The organism is Chelativorans sp. (assembly GCF_031180965.1).
Lineage (GTDB): Bacteria > Pseudomonadota > Alphaproteobacteria > Rhizobiales > Rhizobiaceae > Chelativorans.
The window spans coordinates 50,274-72,349 of the sequence record NZ_JAPSLH010000022.1; the positions used below are offsets into that span (position 1 = coordinate 50,274).

Sequence of the window (22,076 nt, forward strand, 5' to 3'; positions counted from 1 at the left end):
ACGCCTGGCTTGTGTGATCGACATTTCCGATCGGTCCTGTCATCATCGTTCAGCTTTGTTAGGGACGTGCTAGGGAGGCAGGCTATGGGGCGCCGACCTCGTCCTGACCGCGACGGAGGGGCTCGCCAGCATCCTTTCATCGCGCATAGGCTGCGTACCTGCCCCGTTCCATTGCCTCTTTCCGGTGGAGATGGCCTGGGCTGGGCGGCGCACCCATAGCGCTCCGGCGCCTCAGTCGTTCCGGCAGCTGATCCGAAATCAGGCGAACAAGTTGCGTCCGCCGGAGTATGATCTAGTCGTCTAGACGACTAGATGAATAATAAGGCTGCCGTTTGCTGCAGCGCCTGTTAACGGTGTGGCAGCTTGCACGGGCTACAGATAAACAGCAACTGAGGCGTCCGATTCCGATGCGTTTGTCGGCAGGAAGACGATATATAGGCCTGGTTCTGGCGGCGCTCCTGTTCGCCGGTATGCGGCTGCCCATTGTCGCCGCCGAAGCCGAGGAGGAGCCCTTGGTCAGCCGTGTCTGCCGTCTGATCGAAGATCACGGCACCCAAAAAGGCCTCTCCCCGCACTTTCTGGCGCGTCTCATCTGGAAGGAAAGCCTCTTTGATCCGAATGCCGTAAGCCCGAAGGGAGCGGAGGGGATCGCGCAGTTCATGCCCGGGACGGCGCGCCTGCGCGGACTGTCGGACCCGTTCGATATCGAAAAGGCCATTCCGGCCGCGGCCGAATATCTGGCGGAACTGGAGGACAGGTTCGGGAATGTCGGCCTCGCCGCGGCTGCATATAATGCCGGCGAATCCCGCGTCTCGCGCTGGCTGTCGAATGGCGGTTTTCTCCCTCTGGAGACGGAGAACTACGTCCTCGACATCGTCGGCACGCCGGCTGACCAGCTTATCGGTCCGGGCGTCAAGGTCGTGGTTCCGCCGCTGGACCCGAAAAAACCTTTTGACGAGGCCTGCCGCAAGCTGCCGGTGACGGCGCGCGCCGTCACGGCAATGGCGAGCGTTCACACCAAGCCCTGGGGCATCCAGGTGGCCGGCCATTTCCGGCGCGATGTCGCCATCCGCATGTGGGAGCGGATGCGCCGGCAGGTGCCCGAGGTCCTTGCGGATCACCGGCCTGTGGTAAGCCGGGCTCGCTCCCCGCGGGGTGCCAGAGGCGTTTATGCCGTGCGCATCGGTGCGGACAGCCGGGCGGAAGCGGAAAAGACCTGCGAGCGGCTGCGCAGCGCGGGCGGCGCTTGCATCGTATTGCGGAACAACTGAGCGGCTCCTTTCACGCAGGTGACGCTCCACAGCGCCTGTGGTTACGCCTGCAATGTTTCGGACGCCTGTGCCAGTCGCTCCAGCTTTTCCCAATCGATGCTCGACGCCAGATGCAGCGAAGGAGGCGCGAGGAAACCTCCCTCCACCAGGCGAAGCGGCTCGCGCAGATAGCTGTCCGCAAGCGTCTCATGGAAGCCCAGTTCGGAGGCAAACAGATCGGCCTTCCGCGCCAGGTCGCTGGCCATCCGCATCCGGACCAGAGCGCCCGCGGCGCTTTCGCCGAACAGTCCCACCACCGCCCTCCCACCGCCCGCAGCCGCGAGTTCGGCAATGGCCGCAGCTTCGCTCTGGCCGATCCGGCTCGGCTTGGCGGCAAAATGTCGCGATCTCGGATACGCCTATCCGAGCGAGGAAAGAATAGCGGGGTGGATGCGGCCCCACGAGGGGCTCGAAGTCCGCATCGCCGACCCGGAAAGCGGCACACCACTGGGTTACGAAACGTCCGGAGAAATCCAGGTGCGGGGATGGTCGGTCATGGTCGGCTATTACGACAGACCTGAAGAGACGGCCAAGGCTTTCACCAGCGACGGCTTCCTGCGCACCGGGGACGCGGGCATCATGCGCCCAGACGGCCGCATACGCTTCCTGTCGCGCATAAAAGAGATCATCCGCGTCGGCGGCGAGAATGTTTCCCCGAGCGAGATCGAGGATGTCTTCGTCACACATCCCGCGGTGGCGCAGGCGCAGGTGGTCGGCGTCCCCGACCCGCGCCTGATGGAAGTGCCCGCGGCCTATATCGTTCTCAGGGAAGGGGCGGAAGCAACGGTCGAAGAGATCGCGCAATGGGCGGGGCGGCGGATCGCCGGCTTCAAGCTGCCGCGGCACTTTGCGATCGTGCCCTCTTTCGACGGACTTGGCCTGACCGCCAGCGGTAAGGTGCAGAAGGCGAAGCTGGTCGAAGACGCCAAGTCCCGGTTCGGCGTGCCTGGCTGAGACAGCGGGCCGTTCTGCGCCGTCACCTGTTCAGCGCGAATCCAGCACAGCCCGCACCCGCGCGGCGAGTTCGTTTATGGTGAACGGCTTGGCGATCAGCTCCACGCCCGGATCGAGAACCCCGTTGTGAACAACCGCGTTGCGCGTATAGCCGGTGGTGAAGAGAACCTTCAGGTCGGGGCGGCGCAAACGCGCCTCCTTGGCGAGCTTCTGGCCGTTGACGTCGGGCATGACGATATCGGTGAAGAGCAGAGCGATCTCCGGATGCGCGTCGATGAGGCGAAGGGCCGCCTTGGCACCGTCGGCTTCCAGCACGCGGTAGCCAAGTTCGGTGAGCGCATCGACGCTGAACCGGCGCACGGCGGGCTCATCCTCGACGACGAGCACGACCTCCTCGAGCTCGCCGGACGGAAGCTCTGATGAGGCTTCCTCCTGGTCCGCTTCGGTTTCCGCGGCGACGTAGCGCGGCAGATAGATTTTGACCGTCGTGCCCTGACCAGGCTCGGAGTAGATCTTCACGTGGCCGCCGGTCTGCTTCACAAAGCCATAAACCTGGCTGAGGCCCAGGCCCGTTCCCTTACCTACCTCCTTGGTCGTGAAGAACGGGTCGAAGACCTTTCCGAGCACTTCCGGCGGGATCCCCGTTCCCGTATCGGTGACGGCAACAAGCACATATTGACCTTCCGCGACGCCGAGATGCGCAGCGGCATAGCGCGCGTCGAGAAACGCGTTCTGCGTCTCGATCGTGAGGCGCCCGCCGTCCGGCATGGCGTCCCGCGCGTTGACCGCCAGGTTCAGCAGGGCGCTCTCGAGCTGGTTGGGGTCGGCATAGGTCCGCCACAGCCCGCCGGCGAGGACCGTTTCGAGGCGGATATCGGAGCCGAGCGAATGAGCCAAAAGGTCCGACATGCCCGCCACAAGCTTGTTCACCTCGATGGGCTCGGGATTGAGGGGCTGCTGGCGCGCAAAGGCCAGGAGCCGCTGCGTGAGGGTAGCGGCCCTGCGCGCTCCTTCCGTCGCGGCGTCGACGTAGCGGCGCGCCCGCGGGTCGGTGCCAATGCGCCGGGTCAGCAGGTCGAGCGAGCCGATCACCACGGCCAGCATGTTGTTGAAATCGTGCGCGATGCCTCCGGTAAGCTGGCCCAGTGCCTCCATCTTCTGCGCCTGACGCAGCGCTTCTTCCGCTTGCTCGCGCTCTGCCACCGCCTCCGCGATCCGCTGCGCCAGCGTCTGGTTGAGCTGGCGCAACTCCTCTTCGGCGCGCCTGCGTGCCGTGATGTCCCGCACCGTCATCGAGACGCTGGCAACCCTGCCGCTCTCGTCGTGGATAGGCGCCAGGCTGATCTCGCCATGGACGAGGACTTTGTCGCCCTCCGTCCTGAGGGGGATTTCCCGGTGGCGTATGATCTCGTCGCCTCGCGCAGCTTCGATCAGATGCGCGATCTCCTCGCGGGACTGCTCCGGGAACAGCTGCACGGCCGGCAGGCCTATCGCCTCGTCGGAACCGATGCCGAGGAGGTGACGTGCCGCTTCGTTCCACGCGATGAGACTCCCCTCCTCCCCTATGGCGATGAATGCGTCCGGCGATTGGCTGAGGAGGGTCGCCAGATAGCGTTCCGACATGGCAAGCTGTGTCCGGCGCAACTGGCCTTCGGCCGTGCGAGCCCCGGCGGCCAGCTGCAGGTTTATGCGGCCGAACAGCGTTTCCATATTGGCCCGCTCGCGGGCGGCGCTGGCCGCTTCGCGCAGCACTGCCGCGATATTCTCCGGCGCGGCTTCGGTGCTCACCGTCCAGGATGCGCCCAGATTGGGAACGAAGGGAAGGCTCGCCCGGAGCCGGTCGATGCGTTCCGGTGGAAGCAGGAAGACGATCTGCGTTCGCGGGCTTACCTGGCGAAGATGACGCGCCAGGTTCAGCGGATTGGGCAGGTTGGGGCCAATCACGGCCGCATCGGGCAGCGAGGCACGCAACCGCGGCTCAAGCCGCTCGGGCGCGGCGGGGTCGTAGTCCGCCGGTTCAAGCGTTAGGTCAGGCATGCCGGCGGTGGCGGAGCGAAGCCGGGCCGCATCTGCCGCTTCGCCCATGAAGAGCACAAGAAAAGGCCGCGCCGCGTGCATGATCTGTGCTCCTATAAGGGGGGTAGTCCCAGGAGAGAACGGCCAAGCCAGGTCTTCAGCAACTGCGTCGTGGGCGCCATCACATGCGAGGCTTGGGCATCCCTCATCAGCCGCGTGACGGCGCTGTTCTTGCCGTAGCCGCGGCCGCCGGCGAGGATCATTGCCTCCTGCGTCACGGAGGTGGCCATCTCCGCTATATCCGCCTTGGCGGCGAAGAGCGCCAGCGCCGTCTCCGGGTCGCCCGCATCGCCCAGCCGAGCTGCGTGGTGGACGAGCTGCCGGGACCGCTGCACCTGCATCCACATCTCGGCCACCTGGTGCGCGATGACCGGTACATTGCTCAGGCTCTCGCCGGTGTGCTGGTGCGAGCGCTCCTTCAGATGGGCGATCGTGAGGTCCAGCGCGGCCTGCGCTATGCCCAGATAGACGGCTGACATGCCGATGATGAAATATGGGGCGACGACCTCGAAGACGTACCAGATCTGGTCGCCTTCCGAGCCCAGGAGATTTGCTTTCGGGATGCGTACCTGGTCGAGGCGAACGCCGCGCGAACTGTTGCCGCGCATGCCGAAGCCTTCCCAGTCCTGCAGCCACTGCAGACCGGTTCGGTTCCCTTCGACCACGAAACAGGTGAAGGTGCCCGGGTCGAGCTCGGAACCGGGCGGGACCGCCGACATCACGTAGGAATCCGCGTGGCCTCCGCTGGTCACGAAGCTCTTCTGGCCATCCAGAACCACGTCCTCGGCCTCGACGCGAAACTGGGTGCGCGGCAGGAAGAAGAATGCCCCGGTCCCCGGCTCGCTGAGCGCAAGGGAGGTGATGTGCTTGCCCTCCGCGATCGGCCGGAGAAAGTGTTCTTCGTGAAACGGCGTCGCCTTAGTCGCCAGCACCTTCGTGGCCACGCTATGCATTCCAAAACACATGGCGGTCGAGCTGCAACTGCGGCCAAGCTCCTCGGTGACGACCGCAAGCGCGAGAAGCCCCTGCCCATGGCCCCCGAGGCGTTCAGGCACATGCAGGCCCATCAGCCCTGCATCCGCCAAAGCTTTCAAACCGTGCGCGGGCCACTTCCCATCGTGATCGACTGCGTCGCAGTCGACGGCAATCACGGAAGCGGACAATTCGGCTGCTTTCCGACGCAAGGCTTCAATACTGGATGGAAGTGGTTCCACGCGCGCTCGCTCCTTGTTCATGCGCCGCCTGGCTACACCTGAAAACGGGTAAGCACGCGCATGTAGGCCAATTCCGCCGATCTCTTATCTGTAAGGGAGCCACTTTCCAACCGCCGGCCCTCCGCTGGAGTGCTTAATCCATTAGGATCGTACCAGTTCCAAAAATCCAGCCTTTCGTCACGATGCACCAGAGATGAAATCCGCCGCTTTACAAAAGTAATACAATATGATTTGTTCACGAACGCTGCATCGCAGCGTCCATTCGGGAGGAAATCATGCTCTTCAAGTCAGCTCTTGCTGGCGCGACACTGCTCGCGTCGGCCGTCCTTGGTGCGTCCGCGGCTTCGGCCCTGACGGTTGGTTTTTCGCAGATCGGCTCCGAGTCCGGCTGGCGCGCCGCCGAGACGACTGTCACCCGCCAGGAGGCGGAGAAGCGCGGCGTCGATCTCAAGTTCTCCGATGCCCAGCAGAAGCAGGAAAACCAGATCAAGGCACTGCGCTCCTTCATCGCCCAGGGCGTGGACGCGATCTTCCTTGCCCCGGTCGTTGAGACCGGCTGGGATTCAGTGCTGGAAGAAGCCAAGGATGCGGAGATCCCTGTCATCCTGCTCGACCGCACCGTGGCCGCCTCCGAGGACCTTTATCTCACCGCCGTCACCTCGGACCTCGTCCACGAGGGCAAGGTAGCCGGCGAATGGCTGGTGAACAATGTCGGCGACAAGGAGTGCAACATCGTTGAGCTCCAGGGCACGACCGGCTCCTCGCCCGCCATCGCCCGCAAGAAGGGTTTTGAGGAAGCGATCGCCGGCAAGGCGAACTTCAAGATCGTCCGCAGCCAGACCGGCGATTTCACCCGCGCCAAGGGCAAGGAAGTGATGGAAAGCTTCCTCAAGGCCGAAGGCGGTGGCAAGAACATCTGCGCGCTCTATGCCCACAATGACGACATGGCGCTGGGCGCCATCCAGGCCATCAAGGAAGCCGGGTTGAAGCCTGGCGAGGACATCCTCGTCGTCTCCATCGACGCGGTGCCGGACATTTTCCAGGCGCTTGCGGCGGGCGAGGCCAATGCCACGGTCGAGCTCACGCCGAACATGGCCGGTCCGGCCTTCGACGCTCTGGAAGCTTATCTCAACAACGGCACCGTTCCGCCGAAGTGGATCCAGACCGAATCGAAGCTCTACACCCAGGCCGACGATCCGCAGAAGGTTTACGAGGAAAAGAAGAACCTCGGCTACTAGGCCGGCGTTCCGCAGGCGGGCTTCGGGCCCGCCTGTTTCTTTCTTGCAGCCTTCGTGATGAACTGATGCCCGCGCGTCGCGCGAAATTTCGCGGGAGGACCGGCCGTGGAAAAGCCTCAGGGGACATTGCTCAGCGTCGAAAGCCTCACGAAAAGCTTTCCTGGCGCACTGGCGCTTGACCGGGTGGATTTCACCCTGAGGGCGGGCGAGGTGCACGCCTTGCTCGGGGAGAATGGCGCGGGGAAGTCGACCCTCATCAAGTGCCTGACCGGAGCATATCGCCGCGACTCGGGCGAGATCCTGCTCGACGGGCGCCCCTTTGATCCGCGCGACACATTCGAGGCCCAGGCGCTCGGCATCGGCACCGTTTACCAGGAGGTGAACCTCCTGCCCAATCTCACAGTGGCCGAAAATCTCTATCTCGGCCGCCAGCCGCGCCGCTTCGGCATGGTAAGCGTGCGCGAGCTGAATGCGAAGGCGCGGGCGCTGCTTTCCCGCTACGGCCTCGACATAGACGTAACGCGGGAGCTCTCCTCCTATTCGGTCGCCGTTCAGCAGATCGTGGCGATCGCGCGCGCGGTCGACCTTTCCGGCCGGATCCTCGTCCTGGACGAGCCCACCGCCAGCCTTGATGCGCAGGAAGTGCGCCTGGTCTTCGACATCGTCCGGCGGCTGCGCGAGCAAGGGCTCGGCATCATCTTCATCACCCATTTCCTCGACCAGGTGTTCGAGCTTTCCGACCGCATCACGGTGCTGCGCAACGGGCGGCTGGTCGGCACGCGCAGGACAGCCGAAATCAAGCGCATCGAACTGGTCACAATGATGCTCGGGCACGAGCTTTCGCAGGAGACCCGCCATCACGCGGCCGACCGGCCGAACGACGCACCGCCTGCCTACCGATTCCGCGATTTCGGCCGCGCGGGCGCGGTACAGCCCTTCGATCTCGATGTCCGCCGGGGCGAGGTGGTGGGGGTTGCCGGACTCCTGGGCTCCGGCCGCACCGAGACGGCTGAAGTGATCTTCGGCGTCCGCCCGCACGACAGCGGAACAGCGGAGAAGGAGGGCAGGAAACTGGATCTCGCTTCGCCTCGGGCGGCCATTGCGGAAGGGTTCGGCTTCTGCCCAGAGGACCGCAAGACCGACGGCATCATCGGCGATCTTTCCGTGCGCGAAAACATCATCCTGGCGCTGCAGGCGCGGCGCGGGTGGTCGCGGCCGCTGCCGCGGCAGGAGCAGATCGAGATCGCCGACCGCTTCATCAAGGCGCTCGACATACGCACGAGCGACCGGGAAAAGCCGATCCGCCTCCTTTCCGGCGGCAACCAGCAGAAGGCCATCCTCGCCCGCTGGCTCGCCACCAACCCGGAATTCCTCATCCTCGACGAGCCGACCCGCGGCATCGATGTGGGTGCCCATGCGGAAATCATCCGCCTGATCGAGAGCCTGTGTGAAAAAGGCATGTCGCTGCTCGTCATCTCGTCGGAACTGGAAGAGCTGGTGGCCTATTCGCACCGGGTGATCGTGGTGCGCGACCGGGCGCATGTGGCCGAGCTCGTCGGCGAGGAGATCAACACGGACAGCATCGTGCGCGCCATCGCCGCCGAAAGGCCGACGGAGGACGCCCGATGAGCGATGCCGGCGCGCTCCGCCGCTTCCTGCCCCAGATCGCGACGCTCCTGATCATCCTGGCGCTCAACACAGCGGTATTCCCGCAATTCCTGGATCTGACCTTCCAGAACGGGCGGCTCTACGGCAGCCTCGTCGACGTGCTCAACCGCGGCGCGCCCGTGGCATTGCTCGCCATCGGCATGACTTTGGTCATCGCCACGAAAGGCATCGATCTTTCGGTGGGTGCCGTGATGGCGATTTGCGGGGCGGTCGCGGCATCGGCCGTAGCCGCCGGCGAGAGCACGGCGACCGCCATACTGGCGGCCCTTGCCGTGGGCGTCCTCTGCGGCGTCTGGAACGGCTTCCTCGTAGCCGTGCTCGGCATGCAGCCCATCGTCGCCACGCTCATCCTGATGGTGGCGGGGCGCGGCATAGCGCAGCTTATCACCGAGGGCGTGATTGTCACCTTCTCCGATCCGGGGCTCGCGTTCTTCGGCAGCGGGTCCTTTCTGGGCCTGCCAATGCCAGTCATCCTTTGGGTCGGCGCCGGCATTCTCGCCACGCTGATCGTGCGCAAAACCGCACTTGGCCTGCTGATCGAGGCGATCGGCGTCAACCGCCGTGCGAGCTCGCTTTCCGGCGTCAACAGCCGGGTGCTGCTCGTCACCGTCTACATGGCTTCGGGGCTCTGCGCGGCGGTCGCCGGCATCATCGTGACCGCGGATATCCGGGGTGCCGACGCCAACAATGCCGGCCTTTGGCTGGAGCTCGACGCGATCCTTGCCGTCGTGCTCGGCGGCACCTCGTTGCTCGGCGGACGCTTCACGCTCCTCGGTTCCCTGATCGGCGCCATGATCATCCAGTCGATCAATACGGGCATCCTGCTTTCGGGGTTTCCGCCGGAGTTCAACCTGATCATCAAGGCCGTGATCATCATGCTGATCCTGCTGATCCAGTCGCCGGCCATCCGGATGGGGATGCTGTTCTGGCGCATCCGGCCGCCGGAGCCGGCGGAGTTCCTGCCCAAGGAGCGCAAGGAGGGATCGGCGCCATGAAGTCGCGCTACCTCCCGCTGGCGGCCACGACCCTCATCTTCCTCCTCGCTTACACGCTCTGCTACGCGCAGTTCCCCGCGATGCTTTCCACGCGCGTGATCGGCAATCTTTTCACCGACAACGCCTTTCTCGGCATTGCCGCGGTGGGCATGACCTTCGTCATCCTGTCCGGCGGCATCGATCTTTCCATCGGCTCGGTCATCGCATTCACAAGCGTTTTCATCGCCGTGCTGCTCGCCGGGACGGGCCTGCATCCGCTCACCGTCTTTGCGCTTGCGCTTGTGATCTCCACCCTTTTCGGCGCGGCGATGGGCGCGGTGATCCACTATCTCGAAATGCCGCCCTTCATCGTGACGCTGGCCGGCATGTTCCTCGCGCGCGGCATGGCTTTCGTGCTGTCGATCGATTCCATTCCGGTCGCGCATCCCTTCTATGACGTTCTGCAGTCGCTCTACTGGCGCATGCCGGGCGGAGGCCGGCTGACCCTGATCGGCGTCCTGATGCTGCTCGTGTTCCTCGCGGGCATCCTTCTGGCCCACCGCACCCGCTTCGGCGCCAATGTCTATGCTCTGGGCGGCGGCGCGGCGACGGCGCGGCTGATGGGCGTCGCCGTCGGCCAGACCACTATCGCCATCTATGCCTTGTCGGGCCTGCTCGCCGGTCTCTCGGGCATCGTCTTCTCGCTCTACACCAGCGCCGGTTATTCGCTCTCCGCCGTCGGCGTGGAACTGGACGCCATCGCCGCCGTCGTCATCGGCGGCACGCTGCTTACCGGCGGCAGCGGGTTCATCGCGGGAACCTTCGTCGGCATCCTCATCACGGGTCTTATCCAGACCTACATCACCTTCGACGGCACGCTTTCCAGCTGGTGGACGAAGATCGTGATCGGCATCTTGCTCTTCGCCTTCATCTTCCTGCAAAAGGGCATTCTGTGGGTCTCGTCCAGGAACAGGGTGGCGCTTGACCATGCGCATGGGCGTTGATGGGACTGCTTGAGACCGCCATTTCAGGTGCTGCGCGGCGCACGAGCCACTCCCATGTGGTGAACGAGATCGGCAAGGCGATCGTGGACGGCACCTATCCCGTGGGCAGCATCCTGCCGGGCGACAGCGAACTGGCCGAGCGCTTCCATGTCTCGCGCACCGTCCTGCGCGAGGCGATGAAGACGCTGTCGGCCAAGGGCCTTGTGGTGCCACGCGCGCGCATCGGCACGCGGGTGACGGAAAGCCGGCAGTGGAACATGTTCGATGCGGACGTTTTGGCCTGGCACATCGACCGCGGCATAGACACCAGTTTCGTGATGCATCTTAGCGAGATGCGGCTTTCCTTCGAACCTCATGCCGCGAGCCTTGCTGCCGAGCGCGCCAGCCCGCAAAATATCGAATGGCTTCTTGCCCTGTCCGAGGACATGGTCTCTGCCCGCTCCCACAACGAGCTGATCCTCGCGGATCTGCGCTTTCATCTGACGGTCCTGCACGCCTCGGAAAACCCCTTCATGTATGGCGTCGGCACCCTTATCGAGGCCGCGCTGATCGGCGCGTTCGGGCTGAGTTCGCCGGACGTTCCCTCGCGCGAGGTCGAGACGATCGGCAACTCGCACCGGTCCATAGCCGAGGCGATCGCGAGGGGCGACGGCGAGGCGGCCGCGGCCGCCATGCGGCAGGTCATCCTGACCGGCCGGGACCAGGCGCTCGCTCGCATGCAGGGACCCTTCGTCCCCGATTGAACTATGCCTGAAGGCTTCCGGGGCGCACCAGGCGCTAGGCGCGGGCCCAAGTGGCAACCAATGTTCGTCCCGGACCGAACTGTGGTCGCAGCGGGTGCCGCGGCGGTCAGGCGGTGGACATTGGCCAACGCGACAGGGCATCCCGGCCTGCTTCCGTGAGATCATAGATGCCCCGGTCGACGCGCGTGAACCAGCCATAGACATTGTGGCGCAGGATCTTCGGGGCTTCGAGGATCGTCTCCTTGAGATCCCGCGGCCGCTTGGGACCGTCTGCCATTGCCGCGGCACAGGCGAGCGCCTGCTGGCGATAGGCCGTCATGATCGGCGCCCGGGTCCCTCCACCAGGCACGGGATCGCCTTGGCGGCGGCGATGCTCTTCAACGAGGCGCGACCGGCGGCGCGCGTCGCGGCGTGGTGTCGGCGCCGTGGGGCTGACGAGAACCTGCACATCACCTCCGGCGGTCACGCCCAGCATGCCGAAGCCGAGCCGCCGGCAGAGATTGCGAAACCTGGCATCGCTCTCGCGACCCTTGCCGCGCGCCGACAGCCGGGCGGCAAGCCAGACCTCGTCGCAGGCGGCGGCACGGTCGACGCCTTGCAGCACCAGCTCGAGATTGAAGCTCAGCTTCATCTCGCCGATCACGACGATCGGCGGGCTGTCCCCTTTGACGGCGACGAGATCGCAGCCTCCGATCTCCCCCTTGACGCTGAAGCCCAAGCTCTCGAGGAATGATTTGACCGGCCGATAAAGCGAGGTTTCCAGTTCTATCCCTCCTCATCTCCGTCCGGCCCGGCAGGCGGGACGGGCGAATCGATGAAGCGCACTTTAGCAGAGGAGGCATGGTTGCCTCCCCTGCTGTTCGGCCGTTCCCGGACGCCGCGAGGGAAACCTCGACGGCTACTCCTCGCGCAGGCGCCGGTAAAGTTCGGGACTGCCGCAGCGCGACACCGCGATGTCCCGCAGCTGCTCGTCGGACAATTCGCGCAGTATCAGCCGGTTGCGCCGCATCGCCAACCGCCGCCGGATCCAGCCAAGGATCCGCGCCACAAGCTCTGGTGGGGGCTGCCGCTGCACGCCGTGTCGGGAGGCCATGCTGATGGTTCCAGTTGCGATTCTCGTGATAGGGGGTCTCATAGCAACGGCAATGTTATTACATAACACGATCTTCGTCCAACCGAACCTGTAACTGGCTGCGAAGCCAGGCCTGTCGCAGGCATTAAGGAGTCGTGCCGGTCTAGCATTTTGCCGCAGCAAGCCGCGGCAGGAGCAATACGCCTCAGCCAGACACGCCCATGCGGTCCCGGCCAACCTCAGGAACTTCGCACGCCGGGACCTTTACGGGCGTCGAAGGTATGGCTGGCGCAAGACGAGAACTTTCACAGTTCAACCATCTTGGTCGGGGCCTGGGCCGCCGCATGGGCTTCGTTCAGCTTCACTGCGCATTCCTCGCAGCAGACCTCCACGGTTCTCCCGCCGATGGTTACATTGATCGCATTTTCATCCAGCTCGCCGTCGCAAGCAGCGCAGGTTCTCTCGCTCATGGGAAATTCTCCAGTTCAGTGACTTGTGAAGGAGTAGCCCACGCCGCCGAGGGGCGCTGTCAGATTCTTTAGCAATCTTGCAGAACGCTATCTTTGCGACGCCATCTGCCTGAAGTCGGACGGCGAACGCCGATAAACCTCGCGGAAGGCGGCGCTGAAGTGGCTATGGCTGGAGAACCCCAGTTCAAGGCTCAGCGCCGTCAGGTCGTCATAGCGGGTGAGGAGGTCGAGAGCGCGCGCGAGCCGCATTCTCAACTGATACCGGTAGAGAGGCATGCCTTCCACCTGCCGGAAGACCTGCGTTAGGTAGACCGGGGAACACCCGACCTCGGCCGCCACCTCGGCCAAGCTCCAGCGCCGGGCCAGATCGCTTGCGAGCACCAGCTTGGCGCGATCGGCCAATTGCTGTCGCCCCAATGTGGCTCCTGCCGCATGGCTCGTTCTGGGGCCCAAGGCGCGTTGAACGAGGGTGAGGGCCAGGCTTTCGGCTTCGAGCAATTCGGCCGTGGCTTGGTGCAGACCATGCCTGAGTAGCGCCACCAAGACCTGCGCCCGCGCATCGATTCGAAGACGTGCCTGCTGAAACGCAGTGGCATCGTCCCGCAGCAGCCCTTTCGGCGCCAGTTCGCGCAGCAAAGACTCGTGGATTGTCACCGCCAGGCTGCCGCACTCCCCGAGCGGAAGGCTGAGCCGGTAAGCGTCGCCTTCATTATAGAAAAGCACCTGGCTGGGTTCGCCAACGGAAATCTTCCGGCCGAGATGCCGGACGAACGTCCCTCGGTAGGGAAAGACGAGATGGGTCGAGCCCGCGCACTGCTCCTCGCTTGGAGCGGAACCGGCCGATCGCAACCGAAGATCCCGCACCTTCACCGTCGCGGTCTCCAGCAATGGCCGGACCGTCAGCACGGCCGCTGCAGCGTCACCACTCATCCTCTGATACCTCGGACCTCGACGGCACCTGCCGTTCAGCTGTCCGGCATACACCATAGCGGGCCGGAATCGGAGCGCGATCGTGCGCAAGACGATCCTTGGCCTCATCAGTTCCCGGGTGACGAGCCGCAGGACCGAGGAACGGGGCGCTGGGCTGCGCCAGCAGCCTGCGTCGCAACGTGCTTCCTTGGCGAGAAGCCCCTTGACGACGGAAGGGGCTTGTGATTTTGCTCCGCCCAGAAAATGTGCAATGTTTGCACATTTGTTGAATTTGCTCAGGGAGGTCTGAATGCCCGGTTACCGCTTCTCCAGGATCGTTTTGGCGGCGCTGCCGCTTGCCGCCGCCATAGGCGCATGGGCGGGCGCGGCACATGCGGAGGGCTTGAAGATCGGCTTCAGCCAGGTGACGCTGCAGTCTCCATTCTACGTTCAGCTCAAGAATGGCGCCGAAGCGGCGGCCGAGGCCGGCAGCGACACGCTGATCTTCCTCGATGCCAATGGCGACGTCAGCAAGCAGAACAACGACATCCAGGATCTCATCACCCAGGGCGTGGACGCCCTCATCATCAATCCGGTGAACCCGGATGCGGTGGTGCCCTCGCTCGAGGCTGCGAAGGCGGCGGGCATCCCGGTCATCACCGTCGACCGTCCGGTCAATGGCGAGGGTGTGGTCGCCCATGTCGGGCGCGACAACAAGAAGATGGGTGGACTCGTGGGCGAGGCCGTGGTCGAGCGGCTCAAGAAGGACGGCGTCGAAGGCGCGAAGATCATCGAGATCCAGGGCGATGCCGGCGGCGCCGTCATGATGGACCGCCGCGACGGCTTCCATGCGGCGCTTGAAGGCAGCGGCCACACGATCGTGGCGGGCCCGTATGCCGAGTATATCCGCGCCAATGCGGTGGTTGCCATGCAGGACCTTCTGCAGGCCAATCCCGACGTGAAAGTCGTCTACGCGCATAATGACGACATGGCGCTGGGTGCCATGCAGGTTCTGCAGGAGAGCGGCCGCAACGACGTGCTGATCGCCGGCGTCGACGGGCTTTCCGAAGCGCTGCAGGTCATGGAGAGCGGCGGCAACTATATCGCGACTGCCCTGAATGACCCGCAATATCTCGGCGATGTGACGATCCAGGTGGCGCGCGAGGCGGTCGCAGACAAGGAGGTGCCGAGCTTCGTCGACGCCGGCACTGCGCTTGTGACGCCGGACAATGTCGGCGAGTTCCCGCATGACGCGCTCTTTGCCGAATACCGGCCCGAGGTTCTGGCCAAGTAAGTCTCCCAAGACGGCGCGCACGGCGGGCATCAGCTTGCCGTGCGCGCGGCCCGCGAGCTTCTCCCGCTTCGCTCTTCCAAACGTCAGAGGAACAGGTCATGCGCGCAGCAGTGCTCCACAGTCCCGGCGACATCCGCCTCGAAGATGTTCCTACGCCCCGGCTTCTCGACAACAGTGCCATGGTCCGCGTGGCATCCGTCGGCGTCTGCGGTTCGGACCTGCCGCGCATGCTCATCAAGGGCGCGCACAAGATGCCGCTCATCTGCGGGCACGAATTCTCCGGTTATATCACCGAGGTCGGCGAGGGGCTGGAAGGCTTCTCGGCGGGCGATCTGGTCGTCGTGCCGCCGATGCTGCCCTGCCACAAGTGCGACCAGTGCCTGCGCGGCCAGTTCTCCCGCTGCCGCGACTACGATTATTTCGGCTCGCGGCGGGACGGGGCGTACGCGGAATATGTCTGCGTTCCGGCCACGAATCTCCTGAAAGCCCCCGAAGGTGCGGATCCGAGGGCGGTGGCGATGACTGATCCCGCCTCGATCGCCGTCCACGCGCTCTGGAAGGCCGGCGGCATCACCTTCGGCCAGCGCGGCGGAGTGATCGGCTGCGGCCCGATCGGGCTCTTCGCGATCCAGTGGATGCGTCTTGCCGGCGCCACCGAGGTGGTGGCGGTCGACGTCTCCGAGCGAAAGCTGGACCTTGCGCGCGAAGCCGGCGCCACCCACTGCCTGCTGGCGGATGACAAAAGGGCGGCCGACCTGCCCTGCGACGTCATCATAGAGGCGGCGGGGCACCCGGCCTCGATCGCCTCCGCGGTACGGCTCGCCGCGCCTGGCGGCCATGTCTCCTTCATCGGTATTCCCGTGGGGGAGGTCCCGCTCGCCAATGCCGTCTTCCAGCATTTTCTGCGCCAGGAGGTCTCATTGCACGGCTCGTGGAATTCCTTCGGAGCCCCCTTCCCCGGGCCGCAATGGCTGGCGACGCTGGAGGCGCTTGGCACGGGGCGGCTGAAATGGGAGTTTCTCATCAGCCACGACCTCGATCTGGCGGAATTGCCCGGTATGTTCGCCCGTTTCCGCGATGAGCGGACGATGTTCTTCTCGAAGGTGATGTTCCGCCCGTAAAGGGCGGGGCGGCGCGTTTCCGGGCATGCCTGCGGGAGGAGAAACGACATGACATCTGTCCTGGGTTTCGATCTCGGAACGGGCGGCATCCGCGCCAGCGTCTACGATATTTCCGGCAAGGCGGCAGTCCTCGGCAGCGCGGAAGAGAATTACGAGACCGCCTATCCTCGCCCGGGCTGGGCGGAGCAGCAGCCGGAAGAGTGGTGGACCGCCCTTCTGCGCGCCGGGCGCAGAGCAGTCGAACTGTCCGGGCGTTCCGACATCGCCGCCGTAGCCGTCGCCACCACTGCCTCGACGGTCGTGGCCTGCCGCGGCGACAGCACGCCTGTCTGCCCGGCCCTTCTTTGGATGGATTGCCGTGCTGCGCGCGAGGCGCAGGAGACCGGCACGGTGCGCCACCCGGTCATGGCCTATAGCGGCGGGGAGGACGCCGCCGAGTGGCTGGTACCGAAGGCCATGTGGCTCAAGCGCCATGCGCCGGAGGTCTTTGCCGGGGCGGAGGTGATCTGCGAGGCGATCGATTACCTCAACTACCGGCTTTCCGGCGAATGGGCCGCCTCGCGCATGAACGCTGCCTGCAAATGGAACTATGATTCCGCCGCGGGCGCCTTCGTGCCGGCAATCTACGAGGCGCTTGGCATTGCCGAGCTCGGCGAAAAGCTTCCCTCGCGCGTGGTGCCTGTGGGCGGCGCGGTCGGTCGCCTCCGCGCCGAGGTGGCGGCGGGACTCGGCCTCTCCACGCGGCCGCTGCTCGCGCAGGGCGGGATCGACGCCCATATAGGCATGCTCGGGGCCGGGACGATCGATCCCGGCAGCATGCTCATCATCGGCGGCACCTCGGTCGTCCATCTCACGCATCTTGAGGCGCAGCAGGACCTGCCGGGCTTCTGGGGGCCTTATCCGAACGCCCTGATCGACGGGCGGTGGCTGGTCGAGGGCGGCCAGGTCTCGGCCGGAGCCATCCTCCACTGGCTGGCGCACAAGATATTCGGGCTCGATCCAGCCGGCCACCAGGCGCTGATCGCCGAGGCGACCCAGGTTTCCCCCGAAGCGGCGGGCCTTGCGGTGCTCGACTACTGGATGGGCAACCGCACCCCCTATCGCGACGCCGGCCTTCGCGGCGCCATTCTCGGCCTTTCGCTCGGCCACGGACGGGCGGAGATATATCGCGCGGCCGCGGACACGGTAGCGCTCGGTACCGTGAACGTTCTGCAGGCGCTGGAAGAGGCGGGGGTCGCCATAGATCGGATCGTCATGGCGGGCGGCATCTGCAACAATGCGCTCTGGTTGCGCGCGACCATTGATGCGCTCGGCCGCCCTGTCAGCCTGGTGCGCGAGGAGAATCTTTCCACATTGGGAGCCGCGGTCAGTGCTGCCCATGCGCTCGGCGGCTTTGCGGACCTTGCCGCCGCTTCGCGCATGCTCGCGGCGACCGGAAAAGCGATGGAGCCCGATCCGAAGCGGACGCAGTGGTACCGGGCAGCGCTCGGCGACTATCGCGGCCTCACGCAGGTTCTGAAGCCGGCCCTGCACAGGCTCTCCGGGATACAAGCGGGGACCACATGAACGACGTCCGCGCCGCCTCCATACGCCTCCCCTATGACGAGCAGCGCGAAGAGCTGATGGTGCGCGCGGCCAAGCTCTATTACGACCTGCAGCGCACCCAGGCGGAGATCGCAGGCGAACTGGGCCTCACCCGCTGGCAGATAAGCCGGCTTCTTACCGAGGCGCGGGAGCTTGGCATCGTCCGCATCGAGATCACCCCGCGCTCCAGCCGTGCCACCGAGATCGAGGTCGAACTCCAGCAGACCTTCGGTCTGAAGGATGCCGTCGTCGTGCCGCATGGCGAAAACCACGACCAGCAGATGGTGATGGAAGCCGTGGCCCAGGCCGCGAGCCGCTATATCGTCGGCCTGAAGCCGCATGTTTCGCTGATGGGCGTCTCCTGGGGGCGCACCATGTCGGCCGTGGCCCGCTTCCTGCCGGTGAACTGGAGCCCCGGCCTGCATGTGGTGCTGGTGAATGGGGCTACGAACATCCGCTCCACGTCCAGCCGCGCCATCGCCGTGGCCGAGGAATTCGCCCAGAGCGCGAGCGGCATGGCTACCCTGCTCCCGGTCCCTGCCATCGTCGGCAAGAAGAGCACGCGCGAGGTGCTGGAGCAGGATCCGATTATCGAAAGGGTGCTGCGGCTCGCCGAGGAAGCCGATGTCGCCTGCTTCAGCATGGGCGGGATTTCACATGAATCCGTGCTGGTGACCTCCGGCTATATCGAGCCGGAGCATATCGACCGGCTCCGGGCAGAGGGCGCGGTAGGCGACATCCTCGGCCGGTTCGTCGATGCATCCGGCGCCATCGTCGACCCTGAGCTGGACGGCCGCACGATCGGGCTCCGCCTCGACCTTTTGAAGAAAAAGAGCCGGGCGATAGGCATCGTCTCCGGACGGGAGAAGCACGAGGTGACGCGGGCGGCGCTCAAGGCCGGCTACCTCTCGGTGCTGATCACCGACGAGGCAAGTGCCCGCGCCGCTCTGGAGGACCGCAATGGCTGACGACGTGCTTGTGGTGGAGAACGTCTCCAAGCGTTTCCCCGTGAACATCATGGCGCTGGAGCAGGCCTCGCTCACCGTTCGCCGGGGCGAGGTGCACTGCCTGCTGGGCGCGAACGGGGCCGGCAAGTCCACGCTGCTCAAGATGATCGCCGGGGCGTTGCGCCCGTCGGGCGGCCGGATGCTTTTGGAAGGCCAGCCTCTCGACCTGCGCTCGCCGGCCGAAGCCGCTCGGGCCGGCATCTCCATGATTTACCAGGAACTGGATCTCGTCCCGCAACTCACCGTCGAGCAGAATCTTTTCCTCGGACATGCGCCGGGCAAGGCAGGCATCATCGACCGGCGCACCCGCAGCGAGCGCGCCCGCGAGGCGCTGGAGCGCATCGGCGCGCGCTTTTCGCCCAAGACCCGCGTGGAGCAGCTTTCCGTCGCCAACCAGCAGCTGACGGCCATCGCCCGCTCGCTGACCATGAACGCCAAGGTCATCATCATGGACGAGCCTTCGGCGGCCCTCAACGAGACCGAGCTGGAAGCGGTCTTCACGGTCATCCGCGATCTCGTGCGCCAGGGTGTCGCCATCGTCTATGTCAGCCACCGCATGGCCGAGCTGCGCCAGATCGGCGACCGCATCACGGTGCTGCGCGGCGGCCGCACCATCGCCACCTATGACATAGCCGAGACATCCGACGAGGCTCTGGTCGAGGCGGTGATCGGCCGCGAACGGACTCTTGTCGAGCGTAAGCCGCGCGGCCCCGTGACAGGAGAGGTCGCGCTTCGCGTGGAGAGCATGCGCGGCGCCGGCGGGCTCGATGTGAACGGCTTTTCCGTGCGCTGGGGCGAGGTGACGGGGCTCACCGGCCTCAACGGGTCGGGCCGCACCACCTTCCTGCGCTCGCTGTTCGGCGATCTTCCTTTCGAGGGAAGAGTGATGGTGGAGGGCGAAGTCTTCCACCCCACCCATCCTGCCCAGGCGATCAGGCGCGGGCTCGGACTCGTGCCGGAGAGCCGCAAGACGCAAGGGCTCATTCTCGACGCGCCGGTCTACAAGAACGCTACCCTCGCCTCCCTCGCCGGCAAGTTCGCAATGAACCACAATCGCGAGCGAGAGCGCGCCCGGCCGGTGCTCAACCGGCTCTCCACCAAATATGCGGACCTCGACCAGGCCGTCCTCCAGCTTTCCGGCGGCAACCAGCAAAAGGTCGTGCTCGCGAAATGGGTGGTGAACGGCGCGAAGATCCTGCTTCTCGATGAGCCGAGCCGCGGGCTCGACGTCGGCGCCAAGGCAGACCTTTATCACTTGGTCGAACGGCTTGCCGCCGAGGGCGCCGCCGTCATCATCGCCAGCAGCGAACTCGACGAACTCTATGCGGCCTGCGATACCATCTGGGTGTTCCATGAGGGCCGCATCCTCAGCCGCTACGATCCCTCCGTCACCGGCCGGGAGGAGATCCTGAAGGCGACCATTCTTGGAGATCAGCATGTCCACTGACAGCACAATCGCCATGCGCGAACCGGTTCACAGGCGGGCGGTGAACTTCCTGGTGGAATACAATTTCATCGCCATCTTCCTCGCCGTGGTGGCGATCGCCGCCACCCTGTCCGACAACTTCCTCACCTGGGTCAACATCGCCAACCTCTTCCAGCAGGCGACGGTTGTCGGCGTGGTGGCGATCGGCATGACCTTCGTGATCCTCACCGGCAATATCGACCTGTCCGTCGGCTCGCTGACCGCGCTTTGCGGCATGCTGGTGGCGGTGCTGCTTGCCGCCGGCTGGGACCCGGTGCTCGCCGTCGCGGCGACGGCGCTGGTCGGGCTTGCCTGCGGCGCGGCCATGGGGGCGACCAGCGCCTATGGCCAGGTGCCGAGCTTCATCGTCACGCTCGCCGGCCTCGTCTCTTTCCGGGGCCTCACCTATCTGCTCACGGACGGCGTGCCGGTAAGCGGCCTGCCGGCCTCCTTCGCCGCCATCAGCTCCACGATCGTGCCGATCCTGCCAGGCTTCAACCTCACTTCCATGGCGCTGATCTTCATCGCGCTGATGGTGATCTGCGGCCTGGTGCTGCGCTTCACCGTCTTCGGCGAATATGTCTATGCCACCGGCGGGAACCCGGAGGCAGCCAGGCTGTCGGGTATTCCGACGCGGCTGATGATCACCGGCGTCTTCGCAATCTCCGGCCTCACATCGGCCATTGCGGGCATCCTGCTCACCTCGAGGCTGCGCATCGGCCAGCCGACCGCCGCGCAAGGCCTGGAGCTCGACGCGATCGCCGCCGTGGTTCTGGGCGGCACGAGCCTTTTCGGCGGGCGCGGCAGCCTGCTTGGCACCTTCTTTGCCGTGATGCTGCTCCAGGTGCTGCGCAACGTCTTCAACCTTCTGGGGCTCGGCTCCTTCTACCAAATGACGGTGACCGGGCTTATCATCGTCGCTGCCGTTCTGCTCAACCGTTTCATCGAAATGAGGAGGGGTCGCGCATGATCCTGCCGGAAAAGCACCCGACAATCAAAGCCGTCCCTGCGGCTGAAACCCACGAGGCCCGCAATGCGGGCACCGCGCTCAAACCTGAATGGTTCGAGGACGCAGCGGTGAACCTTTCCGCCGCCGAGCGGCGGGCCGCGACGCTGACCACCCGGCGCACGGTGAAGAAGCAGTGGCAGGCCGCATGGCTGGTGCGGGCGATCACCTGCATCGACCTCACCACCCTTGCCGGAGACGATACGGCAGGGCGCGTGCGCCGGCTTTGCGCCAAGGCGAGGAGGCCGCTCTCTGGCGAGCTTCAGGCGGCGCTCGGCCTGGCCGATGAGCGCATCACCGTCGGCGCGGTCTGCGTCTACCCAACCATGGTGCCGCACGCGGTGAAGGCGCTCCGCGGCTCCGGCATTCCGGTGGCTTCCGTCGCGACCGGCTTTCCGGCGGGCCTGACGCCGCTGCCGCAGCGGCTTGCCGAGATCCGCTACGCGGTCGATGAAGGCGCTGATGAGATCGACATCGTGATCACGCGCGAGCACGTGCTGACGCAGAACTGGCCCGCCCTCTACGACGAGATCCGCGCCATGCGCGAAGCCTGCGGACCCGCGCATCTGAAGGCGATCCTCGCCACCGGGGACCTTGCCACGCTGCGCAACGTCTACCGCGCCTCGATGGTGGCCATGCAGGCCGGCGCCGATTTCATCAAGACCTCCACCGGCAAGGAGGACGTCAACGCCATCCTGCCCGTCGGACTAACAATGGTGCGCGCCATCCGCGACTATCAGGAATTCTCCGGCGAGGCTGTGGGCTTCAAGCCGGCAGGCGGCATGCGCACGGCCAAGGACGCGCTGTCCTGGCTCATCCTCATGAAGGAGGAACTCGGCACGGCGTGGACCATGCCGGACCGCTTCCGCCTCGGCGCCAGCTCGATGCTCGGCGACATCGAAAGGCAGCTCGAACATTTTGCCACGGGGCGCTACTCGGCGACCTACCGGCATCCTCTCGCTTGAGG

21 protein-coding genes are annotated in these 22,076 nt (G+C 65.3%); 14 read left to right on the top strand and 7 right to left on the bottom strand.

Going from position 1 to position 22,076, the window contains the following annotated elements; genetic code table 11:
• Positions 1–407: 407 nt before the first annotated feature.
• Positions 408–1,271 (top strand): transglycosylase SLT domain-containing protein, encoded by an 864-nt coding sequence (locus RIN79_RS15820; protein ID WP_375165950.1) that lies wholly within the window; start codon positions 408–410, stop codon positions 1,269–1,271.
• Positions 1,272–1,312: 41 nt separating this feature from the next.
• Here RIN79_RS15820 and RIN79_RS15825 read toward each other — a convergent pair whose 3' ends face one another.
• Entirely contained in the window at positions 1,313–1,564 is a 252-nt protein-coding gene (locus RIN79_RS15825; protein WP_309085637.1) for a hypothetical protein, read from the bottom strand.
• 37 nt (positions 1,565–1,601) lie between these two features.
• Between RIN79_RS15825 and RIN79_RS15830 the strand changes: the two genes are divergently transcribed.
• Entirely contained in the window at positions 1,602–2,264 is a 663-nt protein-coding gene (locus RIN79_RS15830; protein ID WP_309085638.1) for an AMP-binding protein, read from the top strand.
• 30 nt (positions 2,265–2,294) lie between these two features.
• Here the strand turns inward: RIN79_RS15830 and RIN79_RS15835 are convergent, their stop codons facing one another.
• Positions 2,295–4,382 (bottom strand): ATP-binding protein, encoded by a 2,088-nt coding sequence (locus tag RIN79_RS15835; RefSeq protein ID WP_309085639.1) that lies wholly within the window; start codon positions 4,380–4,382, stop codon positions 2,295–2,297.
• Positions 4,383–4,393: 11 nt separating this feature from the next.
• A complete protein-coding gene (locus tag RIN79_RS15840) occupies positions 4,394–5,575 on the bottom strand; it encodes an acyl-CoA dehydrogenase family protein (protein ID WP_309085640.1) in 1,182 nt (393 codons plus the stop codon).
• A 254-nt stretch (positions 5,576–5,829) separates the two neighbouring features.
• Between RIN79_RS15840 and ytfQ the strand changes: the two genes are divergently transcribed.
• From ytfQ to RIN79_RS15865, 5 genes are all read left to right on the top strand, one after another.
• A complete protein-coding gene (ytfQ, locus tag RIN79_RS15845; RefSeq protein ID WP_309085641.1) occupies positions 5,830–6,792 on the top strand; it encodes a galactofuranose ABC transporter, galactofuranose-binding protein YtfQ in 963 nt (320 codons plus the stop codon).
• Between the two features lie 105 nt (positions 6,793–6,897).
• Positions 6,898–8,421, top strand: coding sequence for a galactofuranose ABC transporter, ATP-binding protein YtfR (gene ytfR, locus RIN79_RS15850; RefSeq protein ID WP_309085642.1), 1,524 nt, complete (start codon positions 6,898–6,900; stop codon positions 8,419–8,421).
• Positions 8,418–9,455 (top strand): ABC transporter permease, encoded by a 1,038-nt coding sequence (locus RIN79_RS15855; protein ID WP_309085643.1) that lies wholly within the window; start codon positions 8,418–8,420, stop codon positions 9,453–9,455. The genes ytfR and RIN79_RS15855 overlap by 4 nt, the downstream gene beginning before the upstream one ends.
• Positions 9,452–10,438, top strand: a complete 987-nt coding sequence (gene yjfF, locus RIN79_RS15860; protein ID WP_309085644.1) for a galactofuranose ABC transporter, permease protein YjfF — start codon at positions 9,452–9,454, stop codon at positions 10,436–10,438. The genes RIN79_RS15855 and yjfF overlap by 4 nt, the downstream gene beginning before the upstream one ends.
• The gene (locus tag RIN79_RS15865) at positions 10,435–11,181 is read left to right on the top strand and encodes a FadR/GntR family transcriptional regulator (RefSeq protein ID WP_375165951.1); all 747 of its coding nucleotides are present in this window, start codon (positions 10,435–10,437) and stop codon (positions 11,179–11,181) included. The genes yjfF and RIN79_RS15865 overlap by 4 nt, the downstream gene beginning before the upstream one ends.
• Positions 11,182–11,287: 106 nt before the next feature.
• On the opposite strand, the gene RIN79_RS15870 is transcribed toward RIN79_RS15865, so the two are convergent.
• From RIN79_RS15870 to RIN79_RS15885, 4 genes are all read right to left on the bottom strand, one after another.
• On the bottom strand, positions 11,288–11,944 hold the full coding sequence (locus RIN79_RS15870) for a DUF2161 family putative PD-(D/E)XK-type phosphodiesterase (protein ID WP_309085663.1): 657 nt from the start codon (positions 11,942–11,944) through the stop codon (positions 11,288–11,290).
• Positions 11,945–12,079: 135 nt separating this feature from the next.
• The gene (locus RIN79_RS15875; RefSeq protein ID WP_309085646.1) at positions 12,080–12,274 is read right to left on the bottom strand and encodes a DUF1127 domain-containing protein; all 195 of its coding nucleotides are present in this window, start codon (positions 12,272–12,274) and stop codon (positions 12,080–12,082) included.
• Positions 12,275–12,558: 284 nt separating this feature from the next.
• Complete coding sequence (locus RIN79_RS15880; RefSeq protein ID WP_309085647.1) at positions 12,559–12,723, bottom strand: hypothetical protein; 165 nt, start codon at positions 12,721–12,723, stop codon at positions 12,559–12,561.
• 87 nt (positions 12,724–12,810) lie between these two features.
• A complete protein-coding gene (locus RIN79_RS15885) occupies positions 12,811–13,653 on the bottom strand; it encodes an AraC family transcriptional regulator (RefSeq protein WP_309085648.1) in 843 nt (280 codons plus the stop codon).
• 289 nt (positions 13,654–13,942) lie between these two features.
• Here RIN79_RS15885 and RIN79_RS15890 point away from each other — a divergent pair, with 289 nt between their 5' ends.
• The 7 genes from RIN79_RS15890 (at position 13,943) to deoC (ending at position 22,074) form a co-directional block, all read left to right on the top strand.
• Positions 13,943–14,926: a substrate-binding domain-containing protein gene (locus tag RIN79_RS15890; protein WP_309085649.1), complete on the top strand. Its 984-nt coding sequence runs from the start codon at positions 13,943–13,945 to the stop codon at positions 14,924–14,926.
• A 98-nt stretch (positions 14,927–15,024) separates the two neighbouring features.
• Positions 15,025–16,047, top strand: a complete 1,023-nt coding sequence (locus RIN79_RS15895; RefSeq protein WP_309085650.1) for a galactitol-1-phosphate 5-dehydrogenase — start codon at positions 15,025–15,027, stop codon at positions 16,045–16,047.
• A gap of 48 nt (positions 16,048–16,095) precedes the next feature.
• The gene (locus RIN79_RS15900) at positions 16,096–17,613 is read left to right on the top strand and encodes an FGGY-family carbohydrate kinase (protein ID WP_309085651.1); all 1,518 of its coding nucleotides are present in this window, start codon (positions 16,096–16,098) and stop codon (positions 17,611–17,613) included.
• A complete protein-coding gene (locus RIN79_RS15905) occupies positions 17,610–18,599 on the top strand; it encodes a sugar-binding transcriptional regulator (protein ID WP_309085652.1) in 990 nt (329 codons plus the stop codon). Before RIN79_RS15900 ends, RIN79_RS15905 begins: the two co-directional genes overlap by 4 nt.
• A complete protein-coding gene (locus RIN79_RS15910; RefSeq protein WP_309085653.1) occupies positions 18,592–20,085 on the top strand; it encodes a sugar ABC transporter ATP-binding protein in 1,494 nt (497 codons plus the stop codon). Before RIN79_RS15905 ends, RIN79_RS15910 begins: the two co-directional genes overlap by 8 nt.
• Positions 20,075–21,073, top strand: coding sequence for an ABC transporter permease (locus RIN79_RS15915; protein WP_309085654.1), 999 nt, complete (start codon positions 20,075–20,077; stop codon positions 21,071–21,073). The genes RIN79_RS15910 and RIN79_RS15915 overlap by 11 nt, the downstream gene beginning before the upstream one ends.
• The gene (deoC, locus tag RIN79_RS15920) at positions 21,070–22,074 is read left to right on the top strand and encodes a deoxyribose-phosphate aldolase (protein ID WP_309085655.1); all 1,005 of its coding nucleotides are present in this window, start codon (positions 21,070–21,072) and stop codon (positions 22,072–22,074) included. The genes RIN79_RS15915 and deoC overlap by 4 nt, the downstream gene beginning before the upstream one ends.
• Positions 22,075–22,076: the final 2 nt, after the last annotated feature.

Bases quoted from the DNA above. Each gene is read 5' to 3' on its own strand.
- RIN79_RS15820 (WP_375165950.1), top strand. From the start codon at position 408: ATGCGTTTGTCGGCAGGAAGACGATATATAGGCCTGGTTCTGGCGGCG.
- RIN79_RS15830 (WP_309085638.1), top strand. From the start codon at position 1,602: ATGGCCGCAGCTTCGCTCTGGCCGATCCGGCTCGGCTTGGCGGCAAAA.
- RIN79_RS15835 (WP_309085639.1), bottom strand. From the start codon at position 4,382: ATGCACGCGGCGCGGCCTTTTCTTGTGCTCTTCATGGGCGAAGCGGCA.
- RIN79_RS15840 (WP_309085640.1), bottom strand. From the start codon at position 5,575: ATGAACAAGGAGCGAGCGCGCGTGGAACCACTTCCATCCAGTATTGAA.
- ytfQ (WP_309085641.1), top strand. From the start codon at position 5,830: ATGCTCTTCAAGTCAGCTCTTGCTGGCGCGACACTGCTCGCGTCGGCC.
- RIN79_RS15855 (WP_309085643.1), top strand. From the start codon at position 8,418: ATGAGCGATGCCGGCGCGCTCCGCCGCTTCCTGCCCCAGATCGCGACG.
- yjfF (WP_309085644.1), top strand. From the start codon at position 9,452: ATGAAGTCGCGCTACCTCCCGCTGGCGGCCACGACCCTCATCTTCCTC.
- RIN79_RS15875 (WP_309085646.1), bottom strand. From the start codon at position 12,274: ATGGCCTCCCGACACGGCGTGCAGCGGCAGCCCCCACCAGAGCTTGTG.
- RIN79_RS15880 (WP_309085647.1), bottom strand. From the start codon at position 12,723: ATGAGCGAGAGAACCTGCGCTGCTTGCGACGGCGAGCTGGATGAAAAT.
- RIN79_RS15885 (WP_309085648.1), bottom strand. From the start codon at position 13,653: ATGAGTGGTGACGCTGCAGCGGCCGTGCTGACGGTCCGGCCATTGCTG.
- RIN79_RS15890 (WP_309085649.1), top strand. From the start codon at position 13,943: ATGCCCGGTTACCGCTTCTCCAGGATCGTTTTGGCGGCGCTGCCGCTT.
- RIN79_RS15895 (WP_309085650.1), top strand. From the start codon at position 15,025: ATGCGCGCAGCAGTGCTCCACAGTCCCGGCGACATCCGCCTCGAAGAT.
- RIN79_RS15900 (WP_309085651.1), top strand. From the start codon at position 16,096: ATGACATCTGTCCTGGGTTTCGATCTCGGAACGGGCGGCATCCGCGCC.
- RIN79_RS15905 (WP_309085652.1), top strand. From the start codon at position 17,610: ATGAACGACGTCCGCGCCGCCTCCATACGCCTCCCCTATGACGAGCAG.
- RIN79_RS15910 (WP_309085653.1), top strand. From the start codon at position 18,592: ATGGCTGACGACGTGCTTGTGGTGGAGAACGTCTCCAAGCGTTTCCCC.
- RIN79_RS15915 (WP_309085654.1), top strand. From the start codon at position 20,075: ATGTCCACTGACAGCACAATCGCCATGCGCGAACCGGTTCACAGGCGG.
- deoC (WP_309085655.1), top strand. From the start codon at position 21,070: ATGATCCTGCCGGAAAAGCACCCGACAATCAAAGCCGTCCCTGCGGCT.